The organism is Paenibacillus sp. FSL H8-0317 (assembly GCF_045040685.1).
In the GTDB taxonomy this organism is placed as follows: Bacteria; Bacillota; Bacilli; order Paenibacillales; family Paenibacillaceae; genus Paenibacillus.
In genome coordinates this window covers 3,265,105-3,282,910 of sequence record NZ_CP150294.1, presented here as the reverse complement: position 1 = coordinate 3,282,910, position 17,806 = coordinate 3,265,105, and the positions used below count along the sequence as shown (strand labels likewise).

19 protein-coding genes are annotated in these 17,806 nt (G+C 42.6%); 3 read left to right on the top strand and 16 right to left on the bottom strand.

Annotation, left to right across the window (positions count from 1 at the left end):
* Window positions 1-26: 26 nt before the first annotated feature.
* Window positions 27-620, bottom strand: coding sequence for a glycoside hydrolase family 99-like domain-containing protein (locus MHB43_RS14735; RefSeq protein WP_405132431.1), 594 nt, complete (start codon window positions 618-620; stop codon window positions 27-29).
* Window positions 621-747: 127 nt separating this feature from the next.
* Between MHB43_RS14735 and MHB43_RS14730 the strand changes: the two genes are divergently transcribed.
* Entirely contained in the window at window positions 748-969 is a 222-nt protein-coding gene (locus MHB43_RS14730) for a hypothetical protein (protein WP_339184808.1), read from the top strand.
* Between the two features lie 114 nt (window positions 970-1,083).
* On the opposite strand, the gene MHB43_RS14725 is transcribed toward MHB43_RS14730, so the two are convergent.
* The 6 genes from MHB43_RS14725 to MHB43_RS14700 form a co-directional block, all read right to left on the bottom strand.
* On the bottom strand, window positions 1,084-2,430 hold the full coding sequence (locus MHB43_RS14725; RefSeq protein ID WP_405132211.1) for a glycoside hydrolase family 30 protein: 1,347 nt from the start codon (window positions 2,428-2,430) through the stop codon (window positions 1,084-1,086).
* Window positions 2,431-2,452: 22 nt separating this feature from the next.
* Complete coding sequence (locus tag MHB43_RS14720; RefSeq protein ID WP_339184804.1) at window positions 2,453-4,096, bottom strand: sugar ABC transporter substrate-binding protein; 1,644 nt, start codon at window positions 4,094-4,096, stop codon at window positions 2,453-2,455.
* Between the two features lie 37 nt (window positions 4,097-4,133).
* Window positions 4,134-5,021, bottom strand: coding sequence for a carbohydrate ABC transporter permease (locus MHB43_RS14715; RefSeq protein WP_076211802.1), 888 nt, complete (start codon window positions 5,019-5,021; stop codon window positions 4,134-4,136).
* A gap of 15 nt (window positions 5,022-5,036) precedes the next feature.
* Window positions 5,037-6,026, bottom strand: coding sequence for a sugar ABC transporter permease (locus MHB43_RS14710; protein ID WP_206099103.1), 990 nt, complete (start codon window positions 6,024-6,026; stop codon window positions 5,037-5,039).
* Window positions 6,027-6,145: 119 nt separating this feature from the next.
* Window positions 6,146-7,168, bottom strand: a complete 1,023-nt coding sequence (locus tag MHB43_RS14705) for a LacI family DNA-binding transcriptional regulator (RefSeq protein ID WP_076330992.1) — start codon at window positions 7,166-7,168, stop codon at window positions 6,146-6,148.
* A 180-nt stretch (window positions 7,169-7,348) separates the two neighbouring features.
* Window positions 7,349-7,693, bottom strand: a complete 345-nt coding sequence (locus MHB43_RS14700; protein WP_339184800.1) for a thioredoxin family protein — start codon at window positions 7,691-7,693, stop codon at window positions 7,349-7,351.
* Between the two features lie 118 nt (window positions 7,694-7,811).
* Between MHB43_RS14700 and MHB43_RS14695 the strand changes: the two genes are divergently transcribed.
* On the top strand, window positions 7,812-7,949 hold the full coding sequence (locus MHB43_RS14695; protein WP_221819496.1) for a hypothetical protein: 138 nt from the start codon (window positions 7,812-7,814) through the stop codon (window positions 7,947-7,949).
* A 79-nt stretch (window positions 7,950-8,028) separates the two neighbouring features.
* Here MHB43_RS14695 and MHB43_RS14690 read toward each other — a convergent pair whose 3' ends face one another.
* Both MHB43_RS14690 and MHB43_RS14685 read right to left on the bottom strand, forming a co-directional pair.
* Window positions 8,029-8,322 carry a DUF3817 domain-containing protein gene (locus MHB43_RS14690; protein WP_339184797.1) on the bottom strand — a complete coding sequence of 98 codons (294 nt, stop codon included), beginning with the start codon at window positions 8,320-8,322 and terminating at the stop codon, window positions 8,029-8,031.
* A 205-nt stretch (window positions 8,323-8,527) separates the two neighbouring features.
* Window positions 8,528-9,496, bottom strand: coding sequence for a LacI family DNA-binding transcriptional regulator (locus tag MHB43_RS14685; RefSeq protein ID WP_339184795.1), 969 nt, complete (start codon window positions 9,494-9,496; stop codon window positions 8,528-8,530).
* Window positions 9,497-9,878: 382 nt separating this feature from the next.
* Between MHB43_RS14685 and MHB43_RS14680 the strand changes: the two genes are divergently transcribed.
* Complete coding sequence (locus MHB43_RS14680; RefSeq protein ID WP_076211795.1) at window positions 9,879-11,312, top strand: glycoside hydrolase family 1 protein; 1,434 nt, start codon at window positions 9,879-9,881, stop codon at window positions 11,310-11,312.
* 934 nt (window positions 11,313-12,246) lie between these two features.
* Here MHB43_RS14680 and MHB43_RS14675 read toward each other — a convergent pair.
* The 7 genes from MHB43_RS14675 to MHB43_RS14645 all read right to left on the bottom strand — a co-directional run bounded on the left by MHB43_RS14675 (window position 12,247) and on the right by MHB43_RS14645 (window position 17,765).
* The gene (locus tag MHB43_RS14675; protein ID WP_339184790.1) at window positions 12,247-13,002 is read right to left on the bottom strand and encodes an ABC transporter permease; all 756 of its coding nucleotides are present in this window, start codon (window positions 13,000-13,002) and stop codon (window positions 12,247-12,249) included.
* Window positions 12,999-13,748, bottom strand: coding sequence for an ABC transporter permease (locus MHB43_RS14670; RefSeq protein WP_339184788.1), 750 nt, complete (start codon window positions 13,746-13,748; stop codon window positions 12,999-13,001). The genes MHB43_RS14675 and MHB43_RS14670 overlap by 4 nt, the downstream gene beginning before the upstream one ends.
* A complete protein-coding gene (locus MHB43_RS14665) occupies window positions 13,745-14,458 on the bottom strand; it encodes an ABC transporter ATP-binding protein (protein ID WP_405132210.1) in 714 nt (237 codons plus the stop codon). Before MHB43_RS14665 ends, MHB43_RS14670 begins: the two co-directional genes overlap by 4 nt.
* Window positions 14,459-14,550: 92 nt before the next feature.
* Complete coding sequence (locus MHB43_RS14660) at window positions 14,551-15,564, bottom strand: HAMP domain-containing sensor histidine kinase (protein WP_282321567.1); 1,014 nt, start codon at window positions 15,562-15,564, stop codon at window positions 14,551-14,553.
* On the bottom strand, window positions 15,561-16,238 hold the full coding sequence (locus MHB43_RS14655; RefSeq protein WP_339184786.1) for a response regulator transcription factor: 678 nt from the start codon (window positions 16,236-16,238) through the stop codon (window positions 15,561-15,563). The genes MHB43_RS14660 and MHB43_RS14655 overlap by 4 nt, the downstream gene beginning before the upstream one ends.
* A 297-nt stretch (window positions 16,239-16,535) precedes the next feature.
* Window positions 16,536-17,159 (bottom strand): sugar O-acetyltransferase, encoded by a 624-nt coding sequence (locus MHB43_RS14650; RefSeq protein ID WP_405132430.1) that lies wholly within the window; start codon window positions 17,157-17,159, stop codon window positions 16,536-16,538.
* 39 nt (window positions 17,160-17,198) lie between these two features.
* The gene (locus MHB43_RS14645) at window positions 17,199-17,765 is read right to left on the bottom strand and encodes a sugar O-acetyltransferase (protein ID WP_036670756.1); all 567 of its coding nucleotides are present in this window, start codon (window positions 17,763-17,765) and stop codon (window positions 17,199-17,201) included.
* Window positions 17,766-17,806 lie beyond the last annotated feature (41 nt).

Here is a 17,806-nt window from a genome sequence, read left to right as displayed (position 1 = left end):
ACAACCTCAAAACAGAGAGAGTTCCCTCATTCGGAACTCCCTCCTACAGACTTGTTTCTGTTCGATTCATGCTGAGTTGCTTTCTTGAGTTCTCTCAAATAAGCATAACCATAGTTTTGATCCGGCTCAAGATATGCCCCTTCCGCCCACTCATTCCAGGCGTTAACAAAAAGGTATTCACTTTTGTACAGCGTCCTCGCTCGTTCCATCTGTCTGGATAGATACAGCCCAAACTTCTCTGGGGTGGACCCAAGCGTACTCTGTCCGTCAACGCCTCTCCGCGGTGTATTATCCCAATTGACAAAAGCTCCTGGATAGACAATTTCTCCGTTACGGTGTGGTGTTCGTTCGAGAATGGAGGACCATACCTTGTCGTAATTCACAGCAATATGCTGCTGTCCCTTGATGTTCATTTCGATCCAGATTCCATTCATATGTCCATGTGCAAACGTATAATGTGGTTCAAATTCCATACTCGCATCAAAAATCTGACGATTAAATGTAGGGAATCCACCAATGGTCTGCACAAAATGGATCCCTTTCAGGCCATGCTTCAGCGCCAATTCACGCCAAAACTGAATCATTTCCTCACATTGAGGAATACTGGCTGGTCGATAGATCAGAAATCAAGTTAATGGTAATCAAACCGTTGGTGTCGATCTAAACGTCAATGGCAGTCAGACCATAACAGGCAGCCTTCAAATCAACGCCAGCTCCTCGATTGTCAACCATTTGGGTGTAGGCGGAGTGATTGAATCTGGAGATAGCGTTAAGGCCGCTACACAATTAATGGCACTCAATCAACCTACTCTTCCAGTCTCCCTCCCCGTTTTGCAACAATTCAGATATTACAATCCTGGTGTTGCAGGTCAACCCGGTCTGGTCTTAACAGGGACAGCTGGCAACCAATATATACTGTTCGTTGATGAGAGTAGCGGGACACCCCATCTCGCTATTCAGCCCGTATAATATAACTCTGAATAGATGAATTTCACCAAAAAGAAGCGATATCCGTGTACACTCCGGATATCGCTTCTTTTTGTTTCTTTTCTGATGAAGCCTGGTTATAACTCATCAAATTTATCAATCTGTGATTAATACGGACAAGACACTTTTGCTTTCCAGCTGGAACTTCATCAATACATCGTCTCGCAGCTTAACCTGTATGTTGCCCGTCTCCTCCCCATCATTGAAGAGGACTAAACCTACGGAACCGTCGGCATTTTTAAAAGCCACAGAGCAAATTCCATCATCACTGGATGTTGTTTCGATCCGAACAGCCTTCGGACGGATCACAGCACTGAAATGAGCCAGAGCATAATAATCAAGTGTATACGTAAGTTCCTTTGTTTGCTGATTCACTTGCACGATACCACGACACGTACTGCGACCAAAACCAGGAACCGTAGGCCCATTATTCTCATCTAGTGCCATATTCCAAAGTACAAAGGACTTGCTGTAATTGCGAAGAATCTGAATTCCCGTTCGCATCACATTTGAGAAGGCTTGCTCAAATGGCGGAATCCACTCTCCACCCGAACCTTCAGTGAAATGCACTTCTTTACCTGCAAAAGCTTCATAAACCTTCGTTTGAGCAGAAGCATCGCCCCCGTACCAATGCCAGGCTACACCATCTACTTCCTCTCCCGCTTGTTCAATTACTGTCAGGGGATAGTCCGGTTGATCCCAGTTGTGATCGTAACAGAGAATCTTGGTTTGAATATCGTTTTGCACAAAGGCTGGTTTAAGATGGTTTTTGATAAAATCTGCTTGGGCCTCGGCTGGCATCAACATACCAGGATAGTGCCCTGGTTCATAAAGCGCCTCATTCTGTGGTGTAATGGCATGAATCGGTAATCCATGCTTGCCATACGCTTGAATGTATTTCACGAAATATTCAGCATAAACGGGATACCATTCCGTCTTTAATTGTCCGGTAATCATCGATCCGCTCGTTTTCATCCATCCCGGTGCACTCCATGGTGAAGCAAACAGCTTCAGTTCAGGATTCAATGCCAACGCCTTTTGCGTTAAAGGAATAACGTCCCCTTCATCATGTGCAATGCTGAATTGGGTTAATTCCGGGTCTGTCTGCTGTTCTGGCATATTGTTATAACTGTATACCGTTCTCGCATAGTCCGAAGCGCCCATCGGATTACGGATGACTGACAGCCCGATCCCTTTCTCCGGATGGAACAGTCGGGTCATGACCTCATCCCGTTGCTCCTCACTCAAGATTTGGTTGATCAAATAGGCAGATGAATCGGTAAAAGAAGCACCAAATCCGTCCATCTCCTGATACGTTAGCTGATCATCCAGATGGATGGTCGTTGTCTCCTTATCAGCATCCAGAGGCTTTAATTGTTCTCGGGAGAGAGATACAAATAAATTTTCTTCACCCGTGGATCTGTACATTTTGAATGTAGTCATAGGATTCTCCTTTGTATTTCTATTATTGAATGCCTAGTTTCTCTTTGTTCAATTTCATCTTTTCACTGCGTACCTTCACAATCTCTTCCCAACGGTTCTCACCTAAAAATGACTTGTAAGAAGCCAGTGCATTGTCATACGAGGCATCATCCTTGGAACGTACCATACTGACCAGTGTTGTATTCCACTTCGTATTGATTGCTGACAACGCACGAGCTTCAGGTGTACCTTGATCCGGGCTAATATTCTCCAGAATAAAGTGAGGTTTCAGCTTGCCTTTGCCCCACTCCTGCATCTGTTTAATGGCTTCCGGAAAAGCATCTGCACTGAGTGCTTTGTGGCGGTCATGACCGAAGAACATAAACTCACCCATCCGATAATCCTTCTTGAATTGATCTGCGTTATTGAGTTGCAAGTCTTTCACCGCTGGCAGCAATTCCACGCTACCGTCAGCTTTAGTTTGGAAGGTCTCCCCTTCGATCCCGTAATTCATAAGCGTCTGTCCTTCTTCACTCAACAAGTATGTGAATATCTGAATGGCCTTGGCCGGATCTTTACAGTCCTTGGAAACGAAATTGATCATCCACCCGGTTATTCCGGATTGATTCAATGTTGGTGCATTGCCTTTAGTGCTCTGCGGTCCATCAATGGCGATATATTCTTTGCCCGGATTGGCGCTCATGTAGATCTGCAGGTTCCCTCCTTGTTGAGGTGTACCGTCGAGCAGCATGGTTGCATATTTACCGGACTTCACTTTTTCTTCAAAAGCCGTGCCATCATCCGCGAAACTGTCATCACTGATATTGCCATCTCTGTACACGGTGTTCAATGTTTTCAACCACGTGAGGTAATCTTCATCCAGATTGCGATCATAGAATTCTCCTGATTCCGTCTCCAGCGGAACACCGATGAAATCTTGCAACGTATCCCCGAGTGAACCTGTTCCTTCACCAATGGAGTTGAACCCAAACGGAATCAGCGCAGGGAATTCTTGCTTAATTCGTTTCATCACACTCTGGAATTCTTCTGGTGTTCCAATGACAGGACTACCCAGTGCTTCATACACATCCTTACGAATGATAAATGCCGTTTTGGCAGGAATGTTACCGCTATCATAATCCTCTTGCGTATTGGAATAGTTCGGGTAACCATACGTTTTACCATCTGCCAACTGGAACCAGTTCAATGTATCGGCAGCCGCAACTTTATTGAAGTAAGGATCATATTTTTCCGCCAGATCGTTCAGCGGCATAGCCCAGGTTGCAGCTTTTTGCACCACTGGAGAATTGGAGTCAAATACGGTCAGCAAGTCAGGCATATCTCCACCTGCGAAAAAGGTGTTTAACTTGGTATCATCACCCGTGATGAATTTAATATTGATGTTCAGATCCTCTTTGATTTTCTTGGTGACAATATCCTTGCCAAAATCAGTGTTCCACCAGTCTGCATTGACGTACCAGGTCAGGTCGGTAGCCTCTTCTTTTTTATCCAACTGCCAAGCCGGCTTTTCCGGGTCAACCGTATAACGATCTTCAATGGATACCCAATTCCCTTCACTGGAGCCCCCCGATCCACCGCTGCAACCTGTAATCATAAGTACGGCTGTGAGCAGTGTTGCCAGCAATTTAATCCCTTTTTTGCCTGATGCCTTGTTCAACTTCAACATATTTTTGTTCCTCCTCAAAATGGGGTATTTGTTGCTCCTATTCCTTGACCGCTCCGAGCATCATTCCCGAGATAAAGTATCTCTGAACGATGGGATAGATCAGCACGATAGGGAGTGTTGTAATGACAATGGTGGCCAACTGCACGCCTTTGGTCGTTGTTTCAATGACAGCGGAACCCCCGACATTTTGCATGGATTGTGTCTGGGACTGAACGATAATCTCATACAGCATCATCTGGAGTGGATACAGTGACTGATCGGTAATATATAACTTGGTTGTCATGAAGTCGTTCCATTGCCCCACCCCATTAAATAGCGCAATTGTCGCCATGGCTGGCATGGAGAGCGGAATGAATATTTTCAGGAAAATATGCCAATCCCCTGCGCCGTCAATCTTGGCCGATTCTTCCAGCGAATCCGGGACATTCCGGAAGAAATTCATCAGAATCACGACATCATAGAAGCTGAATAGCGCCGGGATAATGTACACCCAGAAGCTGTTAAGCAAGCCAAGTGATTTGATTAACAGATACGTCGGGATCATACCGCCCGAGAAGAACATGGTAATAACACCCATGGCAACGTATAATTTACGGCCTCTTATGTACTTTTTGCTCAGACCGTAACCAACCATGGCACAGAAGAACACATGTGTAACAACGCCAATCGTTGTTTTGGACACTGATATGAAGAAAGCCTGCCAGATGCCCTGATCGTTGAATACAGCTCTGTAATTCTCCAGCGAGAATTCCGGTGACCAGAAGATGAATCCACCTTCCGCCAGCGCTTTGCCTGAACTAAAGGAAGAAATGATGACATTCCAGAGAGGAACGAGAATAACGACCGTACAGATGATTAGCAAAATCATATTTAAGGTATCAAAGATCCGACTATCGAGATCTTCTTTTGCCACCTTTCCATTCACGCGGGCTGCCTCCTTCTACAACACAGATTGATTATCGTTTAATTTGCTTGTGATTTTGTTTGCCGTGACGAGTAGAATGACAGAGATGATTGAGACACCCAAGCCAACGGCCGTTGCATATGAAAAGTCACCCTGAGACATCCCCATACGATAGACGTACGAATTGATGACTTCCGCTTTGTCGCGGTTCTGAGAGTTCATGAGAACCAGGGTCTGATCCAGATTCGACCCCAATAAACCGCTTACAGTTAGAATCAGATTTAGGCTGATGATTGATCTCATATTAGGCAATGTGATATTCCAGATCTGTCTGAGACGGCTTGCACCATCAATTTTGGCAGCTTCATAGTATGTTGGGTCAATCTTTGCCATGATCGCCAGATACAGAATCGTTCCCCAACCTGCTTCTTTCCAAATATCCGATAACGTAGCAATCCACCAATACTTACCTGCATCCAGCAAGATGTTCTGCGGTTGCGAGATCACTCCCAGGCTAAGTAACAACTGATTAAATAAGCCCGTGGTTGAAAACCACGTGATCAGCATTCCCCCAAGTACGATCCAGGACAAAAAGTGAGGTAAATATGAAACCGTTTGCACAAACTTCTTGAAGCGTCCGCTGTTTAACTCGTAGATCATGATCGCGAGAATGATCGGAATGACAAACCCGATACCTAATTTCAAAAAACTGATCCCCAGCGTATTCACGACCGCATCCCAGAAGTATTTGTCTGACAAAATGATTCTGAAATTATCCAGCCCTACCCAAGGAGCGGTAGCCAGCGTATCAATGACCGTGTAATTTTTGAAGGCAATTGTCAAACCGTAAATCGGGATATAACAGAAAATAATCATAAAAATAATGCCCGGGATAATCATCGATTGAATCTCCCATTGTCTCCGATAATCGACTATGAATTCTTTGATCCGTTGTCCGATGGGTTTCTTCCCATTGGGACTGATCGCATTTTTACCGGTTGATGTCTCTACGGCTAATTTATCCACGTTTTTTTACTCCCCTCCATCATGCATGCATGTTCATAAAAACGTTTTTATTTTTCGACATAAAAAACCCCTTTGTTTATATTTAAGTAAAAAAAGACCGGAGAAGAAGCTGAATCAACTTATGTACGGTAGTCTTTCCGGTCGATCTTCACATGGCTTGAACCTCTCACCACCAGCTCACCCGCCAATTTTTGTGCAGCACCTTGTTCTTTCTCCTTGATCATACCCACCAGTTGATTGATGGCCAGGATACCCTGTCTTGCAATTTGATTTCTTACCGTTGTAAGCGGTGGAGAAAAATACTGTGCGATATCAATATCGTCAAAACCCACGACACTAACATCTTGTGGCACTTCAAAACCCTCAGACTTCAACGCATGCATACAGCCAATTGCACTCAAGTCATTCCCTGCAAGAAATGCATCAGGCCGCTTGCCCGGGTGTAAGTGAAGAAAAGATTTTATCGCACTATACGTACTCTCCTCCTCAAAATACCCTTGTATAATGTAATCTTCATCGATTGGAAGCTGGTATTCACGCAAGGCAGCCAGATAGCCGTCTCTACGCTGCACACTGTCAAACATTGTGTCCACGCCCGAAATATAAGCAATTTTCTTGTGACCCAGCCCAATTAAATACTTGGTTGCTTCATAGGCCGCCACATACGAGTCAAAAATGACACTTCCCATCGTATCGCTCTGATAGACCCGATCCAGAAAAACAGCCTTGATCTTGTCTTTCTCCATGGCGATAATATCTTGCTCATCGATCCGAAGCTCTTCGTATATAATGACACCATCCACCCGCCGACCCAGAATATTACTCATAATTACGTGTTTATCCTTGGTCACAAATACATTCAGCCCGTACCCCAGACGATCACATTCGCGAGACATTGATTCAACCAGCTTATAGAAATACGGACCCGATACACTTGTAGTGAAAAAACCGAGCATTTTGGTTTGACCGGACTTCAACAGCTTGCCATTCAGATTGGGCACATAATTTAAACGCTCTGCCACCTTAAGAACATGTGATTTGGTCTCCGGGTTCAAGACATCCACACCATTTAAGGCGTTGGAGACAGTAGATATGGATACGCCCGCTTCCCTTGCTACATCTTTAATCGTTATCTTTGCCATAAGTTTTGTTCCTTTACTATAAAAACGTTTTTATAATGTTTAAATTATCATAAAACCGTTTTCATCGCAACACTTTAATTTGCGAGTTCAGGCATCATGTAACTTTGTTCATAGCTATACGCCACTGCGGGCGCAAAAAAACGGCTCATGTATGAGCCGCCGTTCATGAAGCTTTAGCTTCTATTCCTCATCCTGGATATACATGGATTGAATCTGTTGCAGCTGCTCTTCCAGACGTTCCAAGCGAACAAAACGATCCGCTCGAATATATTCCTTCTGCTCCACAAGCATGATCATTGTTGGAACGGTGAAAACAAGAAACTTGGATGCAACCTCTTCCACTTCATTAGCATTAATGTGACCCAGATATACCGATGGATAAGGTTCAAGCAATGCCCTGATCTTGGGGAGTAAAGCGTGACATACACTGCACTCTGGACGAGATACATACAAAAAAACCAATTCATGTTGTTGAATAGCTTCTTCAACCATTTCTATGGATGTTAACTCATGAATATCTTTCATAGAAGCTCAATCCTTTCAGTCATCAATAGCTTGCTCATTTTAAACTTTTTCTTTTCAAGTATAACCTATGTGCGTTAGAATCAAATGGAATATATCCCCATATGAAAGAGGTTATGGTATGAAAAAATCATTCGTATTTCTGTTCACTGCCCTGGTAGTTGTTACTTCCTTCTCGGCGTATGCACCTGTGTCAAATGCCTCTGGCGATATTGGCGTAAGCCTGCTGTCTGATCGTCAGCAAGGTACAGTAAAGTAGTACTTGTATAGAAAGTAACAGGCGACAATTCGGATAACATCTGAATTAGTCGCCTGTTTTCATTTTTTCTTATTGATCTTTATTTCCAATTTCTCTTCCGAAGATAAGATTCAAATACAAAAGTTCCAAACGGCAATAGACCGGCGAGTCCACCCATCAGGCAGCGCGTTATCTTCCACTTTTTGACCAGAGCCAAGTGAACTAGCGCAATAAGGTACAAGGGAAATAAAATACCATGAATCATGCCCATTACGGCTACAGCGGAAGAGATATCTGCAAAATATTTCAGAGGCATAGCAATAAAAATCAATAGAAGTAAGGATACACCCTCCCATATGCCCGCAATTCTGAATCGGCCTGTCACTGTCTTCATAAAGTCCATTCTCACCTTTCCCGCTAATCGTTTGTGAAATATGTAACTTGTAACATGATACAAAAAACCTCAGCGACATCTCTGTACAGATATGTCGTTCTAAAGCACATCTTCAGTATAACGTATGAGTTTGACTCGAAGATGCTTCAAATTTGAATAATTATTGAATCCATAAAACCAGATTCCAGCATCAGATCTTACGGATTCAAGTCGTCTCACGCTCAATCAGCTGGTATGTCAGCTGTTCGATCTGCAACTCCACTTTACCCAATACGGCCCACAATTGATGGAAAGCCTGGGTAGCTTGCTCCGCAATCGGATTATGTATGGTCGTGATTCCAAGAACACGGGAAAGCTCGATATCATCAAACCCCACAATGGCAAGTTGTTCCGGTACCTGAATATTTCGTCTGCGTGCTTCACTCAGAATGCCGATGGCTGCATAATCATTTGAACATAATACGGCCTGTGGAAGTTCTGGCCCCTCAGCCATTCTTCGCATCGCTTCTTCGCCATCGGAGGAGCTAAATACGGAATATTGATACGCTTCAGTCCACACATGCAACCCTCTGCTCTTCATGAAAGATTCATAGGCTTCACGGCGGCTCTGGGTATTCAAACTTTCAGCCCTGCCAAATGCATTCGCAATTCGGGTGTATCCTCTTGATACCAGATGCTCCAGAGCTAACTTGTATCCTTCTGCCTGATCCATCGCAACAGACGGAATCTCGTCATTCCCCATTCGCTGCCAGGAGACAATCGGACCGTATTCCATATACGCCTTTAATTTCCGAGGATCATTGACACAAGCAATAATAACTAGCCCATCGACTCGTTTACTGCGCAGATCTTCGAATGCCTGCAATTCAATCTCCGGATCTCCACGGGATGTATAGATAATCGTCTGAAACCCAAAATCCATGGCTGTATCAATGAATTGATTCATGAATGTAAGAATGATCTCACCTGTGGTAGAGGTCACAATTCCAATCTGCTTTGTCTGTCCTGTAGATAACGATACCGCATTCCGGTTGGGAATATAATTCAACTGTTTCATAATATCCGTTATGATCTGTCTTGCTTCATCACTAACATGCGGAGAATGATTAATCACGCGTGACACAGTCGCTTTTGAGTAACCGGACCGCTTCATTATTTCATCAAACTTGGACATCGGAGACTCCCTTCTTGCTAACGAACTATATAAGTTCAACTAAGATTATTTACACTGGCACTTCGATGACAGAACAACCTTCCGATCGCTGTTATCCCCAGATTTTTTGATTCCCTTATCTAAACGGGAAAATCCGGGGATAGCGTATGCTTCCGATGTAGCTTTCTTTCAGAAAGCTTTCAGGCGACCGCTTCGCTTCTTCTGGTTATTTCTGTCCTCTCCGTTTTCGTGTAAATTTAGTTGAACTTATTTAGAATAATAGTATGCATCAAATCTGGGTCAAAAGTAAAACTTGACGTGTAACCCGTTACAACGTTTAAGCTTTTTTTATGTCATACATGAACAACCTCTTAAAATCAATTTGATGAATGGAGCGATACACATGAGCAACTCTCAAAATCATACTTATCAATTCCCGGAAAATTTCCTGTGGGGTGGCGCAATTGCAGCCAATCAGGCTGAAGGTGCATACAATCAAGGTGGCAAAGGATTATCTACACAGGATGTAGCTCCCAAAGGCATCATGGGGCCAATCACGGAAGAACCAACCGAAGATAACATGAAACTGATCGGTATCGATCTATATCATCGCTACAAGGAAGATGTGAAACTGTTTGCCGAGATGGGCTTCAAGGTATTCCGTACTTCCATCGCCTGGTCCCGGATTTTCCCAAAAGGGGACGAGCTGGAACCAAATGAAGAAGGTCTGCAATTCTACGACGATCTGTTTGACGAATGTCACAAATACGGGATTGAACCACTGGTTACACTATCCCACTATGAGACACCTCTTCACTTGTCCAAAGAATACGACGGCTGGGTTAACCGGAAAATGGTTGGATTCTATGAGCGTTATGTAACTGCCGTATTTAAACGGTATAAAAACAAAGTAAAATACTGGCTTACTTTTAACGAAATCAACTCCATTCTTGAAGCACCCTTCATGAGTGGAGGCATCTACACGCCTAAGGAGAAGCTTAGCAAGCAAGATCTCTATCAGGCGATCCATCATGAGTTTGTAGCCAGTGCTTCCGCTGTGAAACTCTGTCATGAGATCATTCCTACGGCACAGATTGGTTGTATGATGCTCAGTATGCCTACCTATCCGCTGACACCAAATCCAGACGATATGATTAAAGTCATGGAATTCGAACATAGCAACTATTTCTTCGGCGATGTACACGTAAGAGGTCGCTACCCTGGTTATATGAAACGTTACTTCCGTGAAAATGGAATCGAGATTCAGATGGAAGCTGGCGACGAGGAAATGTTACTGAATACAGTAGACTTTATCTCTTTCAGTTATTACATGAGTATCTGTCAGACAGCAGACCCGGAGAAACAAATCGCAGGTGAAGGTAACCTTCTTGGGGGTGTACCAAACCCTTATCTGCCAGCAAGTGAATGGGGATGGCAGATTGACCCGCAAGGATTGCGTTATGTGCTTAACATGTTCTATGACCGTTATCAAAAACCACTGTTTATTGTAGAGAATGGCCTGGGAGCTGTGGACGAATTGATCACAGGTGCGGACGGTGAGAAAACAGTAGAAGATGACTACCGAATCCAGTATCTGAATGATCATCTGGTTCAGGTTGGCGAAGCCATTGAAGACGGCGTTGAAATTATGGGTTATACATCATGGGGTTGCATTGATGTTGTCAGTGCGTCTTCTGCCCAGTTGAAAAAACGTTATGGTTATATCTATGTGGATCGTCATGACGATGGATCAGGAACACTCGAACGTTATCGCAAGAAATCCTTCCATTGGTACAAAGAAGTGATCAGTAGTAACGGAAAAAGTTTGCAACGTTAAGGTTCTTTAAGCAAATGTAACAGATCCATTCTTCTATCCCCCAGACATTATCACATGAAAAAGTGTCGGTTATACGATACCTTGGCATGTTTTCTGTCTGGGGGATTTATTAAAAATACCCGATGATAAACATCGGGTATTCTCAATGGCTAATATAATATTCTTCACTATATGTTTTTTTTAAGTAAATGATTTTGTTTTGACATTTATCTAATCGATAAAGAGAACAAGTTCTGTTCCCTCTTGACTTACATTTAGGTAAGCTAACCTGCTATTAGCTTAATGAAACAGATTAAATATCCCACTCGACAGTTTGAAGTTCCCACTCTATTCAGAAGTGGAACGGAGATTTTGCCTTCAGAGAATGATTTGAGCCTTATCCCACCACATAATTTATCTCAAGATAATATTTAGATAACAATTTAATCCGCGATGACACAATGTTCTTGCCTTGGACAATTGAAATTGACTTTAAATATCCTTCGATTTCCAACTGTGTCGTGATGGGTACTTAACTATTCTGAACAAAAGCAGCTGATCACATTAATCAGCTGCTTTCTTTGTATTATAGAGCTATCGTTTCCCGTTAGCGTAATGATTTACTGTTGACACATTCATCGTGCTATCTTTAACGTCTAGTTTTTGGACTATGATTAATTCGAACGGTAGCTGCTGGACAATTTCACCTCCATCTCGTTTATTGCTTAAATCATTCTTCATTTTGATTCTTGACTTCCATTCCTCTTGTAAAAACACACGATACCAAACGCAGCAAAAGTTACATAATTACTTATTCTTGCTATGACCTCTTCAGCATCCTTAAAAAACCTTTTTCTGTGCAAACTCTCTCCTCACATATCTGTGTTTACCATGATTATACAACAACAAGTTTTTGGTTACCTTTGTTTTATGAATATCTCTGACCATTGATCGCTTAGGCATCTCGCTTACGGTATAATACAACAGAAAATATAATAAAGATCAGTGTCCATAACATTGAAATGCCTGTCCCTTGCATTGGTGTAAGGACATTCATTTCATCAGAGGAAAGCGACCTATACATATAATATCCTGCCGTATCCGGAAAAACATGTTTAATACCAGGCAGATAATTTCTTGCCAATGGACTGACAACAAAATAATACCCAAGCAGAATGACTAGTACAGGAGTCGTTCGTCTAATTAAAGCACCTATAGCTGCACTGAGAAGACTAGTCATTGTTAAATAGCCTGTTGCACCTACTAATGTTTTAATTAATGTGTTCATCTCAATCACTTTTGTGTCTCTCATCATAACAAAAGCATATAGCACACCTGATGCAACCATAATAAACGCCGCGGGAATAGCTATAATAGCCAATGCCAGATGCTTCGCGGATAATTGAAACCCACGCCAAGGTGTCACAGTTAAAGTGGTTCGAATCTGTCCGCCGGTATACTCCGAACAAGTTGTTAAGATTCCAAGAATAATGAACCCTGCTTGAAGATATCCCATAGACGCAAGTCCTGTATCCACCATCCTTTGAGTTCCTGCAGCCCCTTGTTGGCCAATAGAAGTAAACGCTACAGCTAGAACTAAATTGACAATGAACGCTCCCGTAAGAGTGAACCATATCCATGGTAATGTAACGAGTTTGCCCAGTTCAGCACTGAGAATTGGTGTTATCTTTTTACTAGAAGAGACACTCATGCTGCAACGTCCCTCCTATAGAATACAATAGCTGCAATAATGAAGAGAACAAATACCCAAGCAAACATGACTAAACCGCCTATGAACGGAGTGTGGAATCTGTCACTCATAGACATAAACATATCAATGCCAGCCCGATCGGGTAAGTACATCGCCAACGTCGTAATCTTAGAAAGCAGAACACTAAATGATACGATGGATGAGTTGATCATGAGCACAGCAAGAGGTATAACGCCATTTTTAGTTAGAACAGTGAACCCAACTGCTAAAAGAGCGGTAAATATCCAGTAACAAAGGGCACCGAACAGTCTGGACCATTCAAATGCAGGAGCATATTCATCAAGAATAAGATGCGTTGTTGGCACCATTATTATAATAGCAACCATACAAAGCAATGCGCTAATTACTGTTACGGCGCCTCCTTTTGCCAACAAAACATAAAGTCGGGATGAAACAACAGATAAACTGGTTGTCATCTGTTGTCCTCCACCAGATTCACTGTTCTCTGTCAAATACTCACTGCTTACAGCAAGCACACCAAGGATGATGACGCCTTGTACCCCAAAACCTAATCCAATATAGCCGACTTCCGCTAGGCGTGTGCTGATTCCAGCTATAATATCCGCTTTTTGTGTTAGACTATCCAATGCAGCAAAGACCGCTGGAGCAAATGCTCCAATAAAAAGAGCAAGCCAAATGCCCGGCAGGGAAAGTAATTTAGACAGTTCAGCGTTGATTGCTCTCATAGAGCATTCCCTGCACGTTCAGATGTCAGGGCAAAAAAGGATTCCTCTAGCGTGGAATGGGTACCTATGACTTCTTCCAATGTTCCATCTGCAACGATTTTCCCATGCTTAATAATCACCACATCATCAACCGTCTCTGCAAGCTCTCCCATTAGATGACTGGATAGTAACACGGTGTTTCCAGACGCGGCACGTTCACGTAAAAATGTCCGAATCCAGCGAATCCCTTCCGGGTCGAGCCCGTTTACGGGTTCGTCCAAAATCAATATTTTTGGATCGCCAAGTAGTGCAGCTGCCATCCCAAGTCTTTTCCCCATACCAAGTGAATAACTCCCGACTCTTTTGCCCGCCGCAGTAGTAAGACCTACTATTTCCAAAACTTCCTCGACACGTGAGCGAGGCAAGCCTGCGGCACGAGCAATCCAACGTAAGTGCGCCCGTCCTGTTCGCATGCGATGAGCTCCCGATCCATCCATTGCAGCGCCTACAGTTACTAAAGGATTGTGTAATTCTGCAAATGGCTTTTCATTAATTAGTGCACTCCCTGAGGAGGCACGATCTAATCCAAGCAGGATACGAAGTGTAGAACTTTTCCCTGCCCCATTTGGACCTAAAAAACCGGTGACTCTACCTGGTCTGGCTTTGAAACTGATACCTGATAAGATTTTTTGGGTTCCTCGGTGTTTGACTAAGTTATTAATGGTAATCAACCATAACACATCCCTTCTGTTATGGTTGTAATTATAAAGAAGCAAAGTTGCATCTCGGATATCATGTTGTTTACTTCTGGGTTAACTTTAGGTTAAGCCCTGCCAATAGCTATTCTTGTGCCATTTTTATTGGATGTAAAGACAGCTTTCAACTTCATTTTTTTCAACATATATTTTGAAGCCGATAAGCCAATCCCCACCCCGCGCTCATCGGATGAGTTATTCATACCCGGACCTCTGTCTTCAATAATAATCTGTTCATTTTCTATATCAACTACAATGTTTGCATATTCCCCCTTTGCTGCATGCCGAAGAACATTCTGAAATAAGTTATCCAGAACTCGTGTCATCCATTTAGGATCTACTTCCCAATAAAAAGTCTTCTCTGCCGGTAAATCAACATCGATCCGAATTGCTTGTTCTTCAAATGCAGGATACCACGCAGCAACTGATGCTCTTACTAAGCGTCCAATATCTGTTGAAGTCGGATGAAAAGGATGTTTCCCTGATGTAATCAAGGTATAAGAAAGTAAATCATCCATTAGCTCTCCGACTCTTGTAATTGTATGGTTCATTTCCGTTAATGAGTTTTGTCCTTCCAAACTAATTGATTCCTCATTTAACCTGGTGACATGTCCTCTCAAAATAGTAAGTGGCGTTCGTAAGTCGTGAGATAAATTCGCGATGAGCCGATGTCTTAATGATTCCTCTTCATTTTCCCGCTTGCGGCTGTCCTCAAGCTGCTGAATCATCCAATTAAAGGAACTCCCTAACTGGTCTATTTCATCCATGCGATCACTCTGAACCGATATTGGTTTAGGAAATGAGTGATTTGTAGCTGAAAACGACATGAATTCTTGTAAGTAGGTGAGACGTTTGCGAAGTTTCAAGAAGAACAACCAAGACAAAACAACAAATGCAACCATGATAAAACTAAATAATAGAACAGTGATATAAAATAAATTCAACGTATTCAGATCTTCTTCATGGATACTACCCGCAAACCCAACAAACGCACTGAAGAAAATAAGCACTATGGGAGGAAAAAAGATAAATAGAAAATGTACTTTTAGAAAACGGCGAAATAATGACCTATTCTGTCTCATAATTTCACCCGATATCCTATTCCCTTCAACGTTTCTATAATCTCCGGGGAATTTGGATTACGTTCCAACTTCTGACGCAGCCGACGGATATGTACCATTAATGTTTTATCACCAGTAATATAAGTTTCTTCCCAAATAGCCTCATAGATTTGTTCTTTTGGCAGAACTTGATTAGGGTGGCGTAAGAAGTACATTAATATTCGATGTTGTTTCCCTGTCAATATAATTTCTTCACCTGTGCGTTTATCAAATATCATTTTGACCCCTAGATCTACTTCAATATGATTTCCTAATGAAATGCGTTCGGAATGTATTCCGCCACTTCGCCGGATTAGTACTTCTAATCTTGCAACTAATTCATCTGTATGGAATGGTTTCGTTACATAGTCATCGGCAAATTGTAAACCATCTACCTTATCATCGATCGATGTTCGAGCAGATAACAGCAATATCGGAACATCAGGAGCTGCCTTTTTTAATCGTTTTCCCACAGTAAATCCATCTAAGCCAGGTAACATGATATCCAAAATAACGACTTCATACTGATGTACATCTTTTTCAGCTCCCTCACCACTAAGTAGCCATTGAACCGAAAAACCTCGCTGTTCTAATTCCTCCTTTACCAATTTGCCTATCTTCTCATTATCTTCGATGTATAATAAGTTTCTTCTCAAGTAACATCCCTCTCTCTGAATGGTGTCCACTATTAGACAGATTAACATAACGCATACCATCGTTTCCATTTAAGAAAATAAGTGCTCCTTCTATGTACCCGATCTTTTCACGAGAAATGGCCGTTAGTTGAAAAAAGCAACCGATCTCGTAAATCGACTGCTTTTTTGTTTCATAACGCTATCGATTCCGTTAGTTGAATGAATTAAGGGGAAAATAAAGATTAGTTATATGTCTAATCGGAAATAGGAACATGTTCTTGTACCGATAACATAAAAAAAGCCGCTAAAATAGCGACTTCAATGGGAATATGTTCTTGTCCCTCGACACTTCACTACATCCCTGCTGTACTTTGTTTTGTCTTCTTCCGTTATCTTGCGAATGACCCTGCAAGGATTACCCGCAGCAATCACACCAGACGGTATACTCTTGGTCACTACGCTCCCTGCGCCGATGATCGTATTATCTCCAATCGTCACACCAGCAAGAACTGTCACACCGCCACCGATCCATACATTATTGCCCACCGTGATGGGACCAACGATCTCCAGACCTTCATTGCGCTGCTCAACATCATAAGGGTGGCCTGCCGTATAAAATCCACAATTGGGAGTAACAAAAACGTTATCTCCAAAACTGATTTTTCCTCCATCCAGCATGACAATATTATGATTGCTGTAGAAGTTCTCACCAATTTCAATATTATAGCCGTAATCACATAAAAATGGCTGTTCAATCAGGAAACGATCCGTCGTTTTCCCCAGCAGTTTCTTGATTAACGCTTCTCTTTCATTGATCTTGGCTGGATGAAGCTGGTTATAATCGTAACAAAGTCCCTTGGCATGTAAACGCTCTTCAATTAACTCTTGATCATAATTGGCGTTATATAAGAGCCCTAATTGGGATTTTTCTTTTTCAGTCATCATTTCGTAAGCACTTCCCATCTTCTATCTAAAAATAAATTAAAGCTCAATCTCTCTAATGATTCTAGCAGGATTGCCGCCAACAATCATATTATCGGGAACATCCTTTGTAACCACAGACCCAGAAGCAATGACCACGTTGTCTCCAATGGTAACCCCCGGATTAATAACGGCTCTGCCACCAATCCATACATTATTGCCAATCGTGACTGGCTTGCCATATTCTGCACCCGTATTGCGTTCATGCGGATGGAGTGGATGAGTAGCCGTATAGATATGTACATCTGGCCCCATCAAGCAATGGTCTCCAATACGAACTTCACACACATCTAATATTGTACAGTTAAAATTGCTATAAAAATGATTGCCTACATGAATGTTATATCCATAATCCACATGAATATTAGGTTCCATACCCAGGTGTTCACCTGTAGATCCCAACAGTTCCTTCAATAACTTGGTGCGAAGCTCACCGTCCGTTTCCGTCGTTTGATTGAACGTCCGCGTCATTTTTCTTGCATACTCTCTATCCTCAGACAATTGAAGATCCGAAGCCATGTACAGCTCGCCATCCAGCATTTTTTGTTTTTCCGTCTTCGTAGTCATGATCACCGCTCCCTCTTTACACATCATGTAATTCAACATTA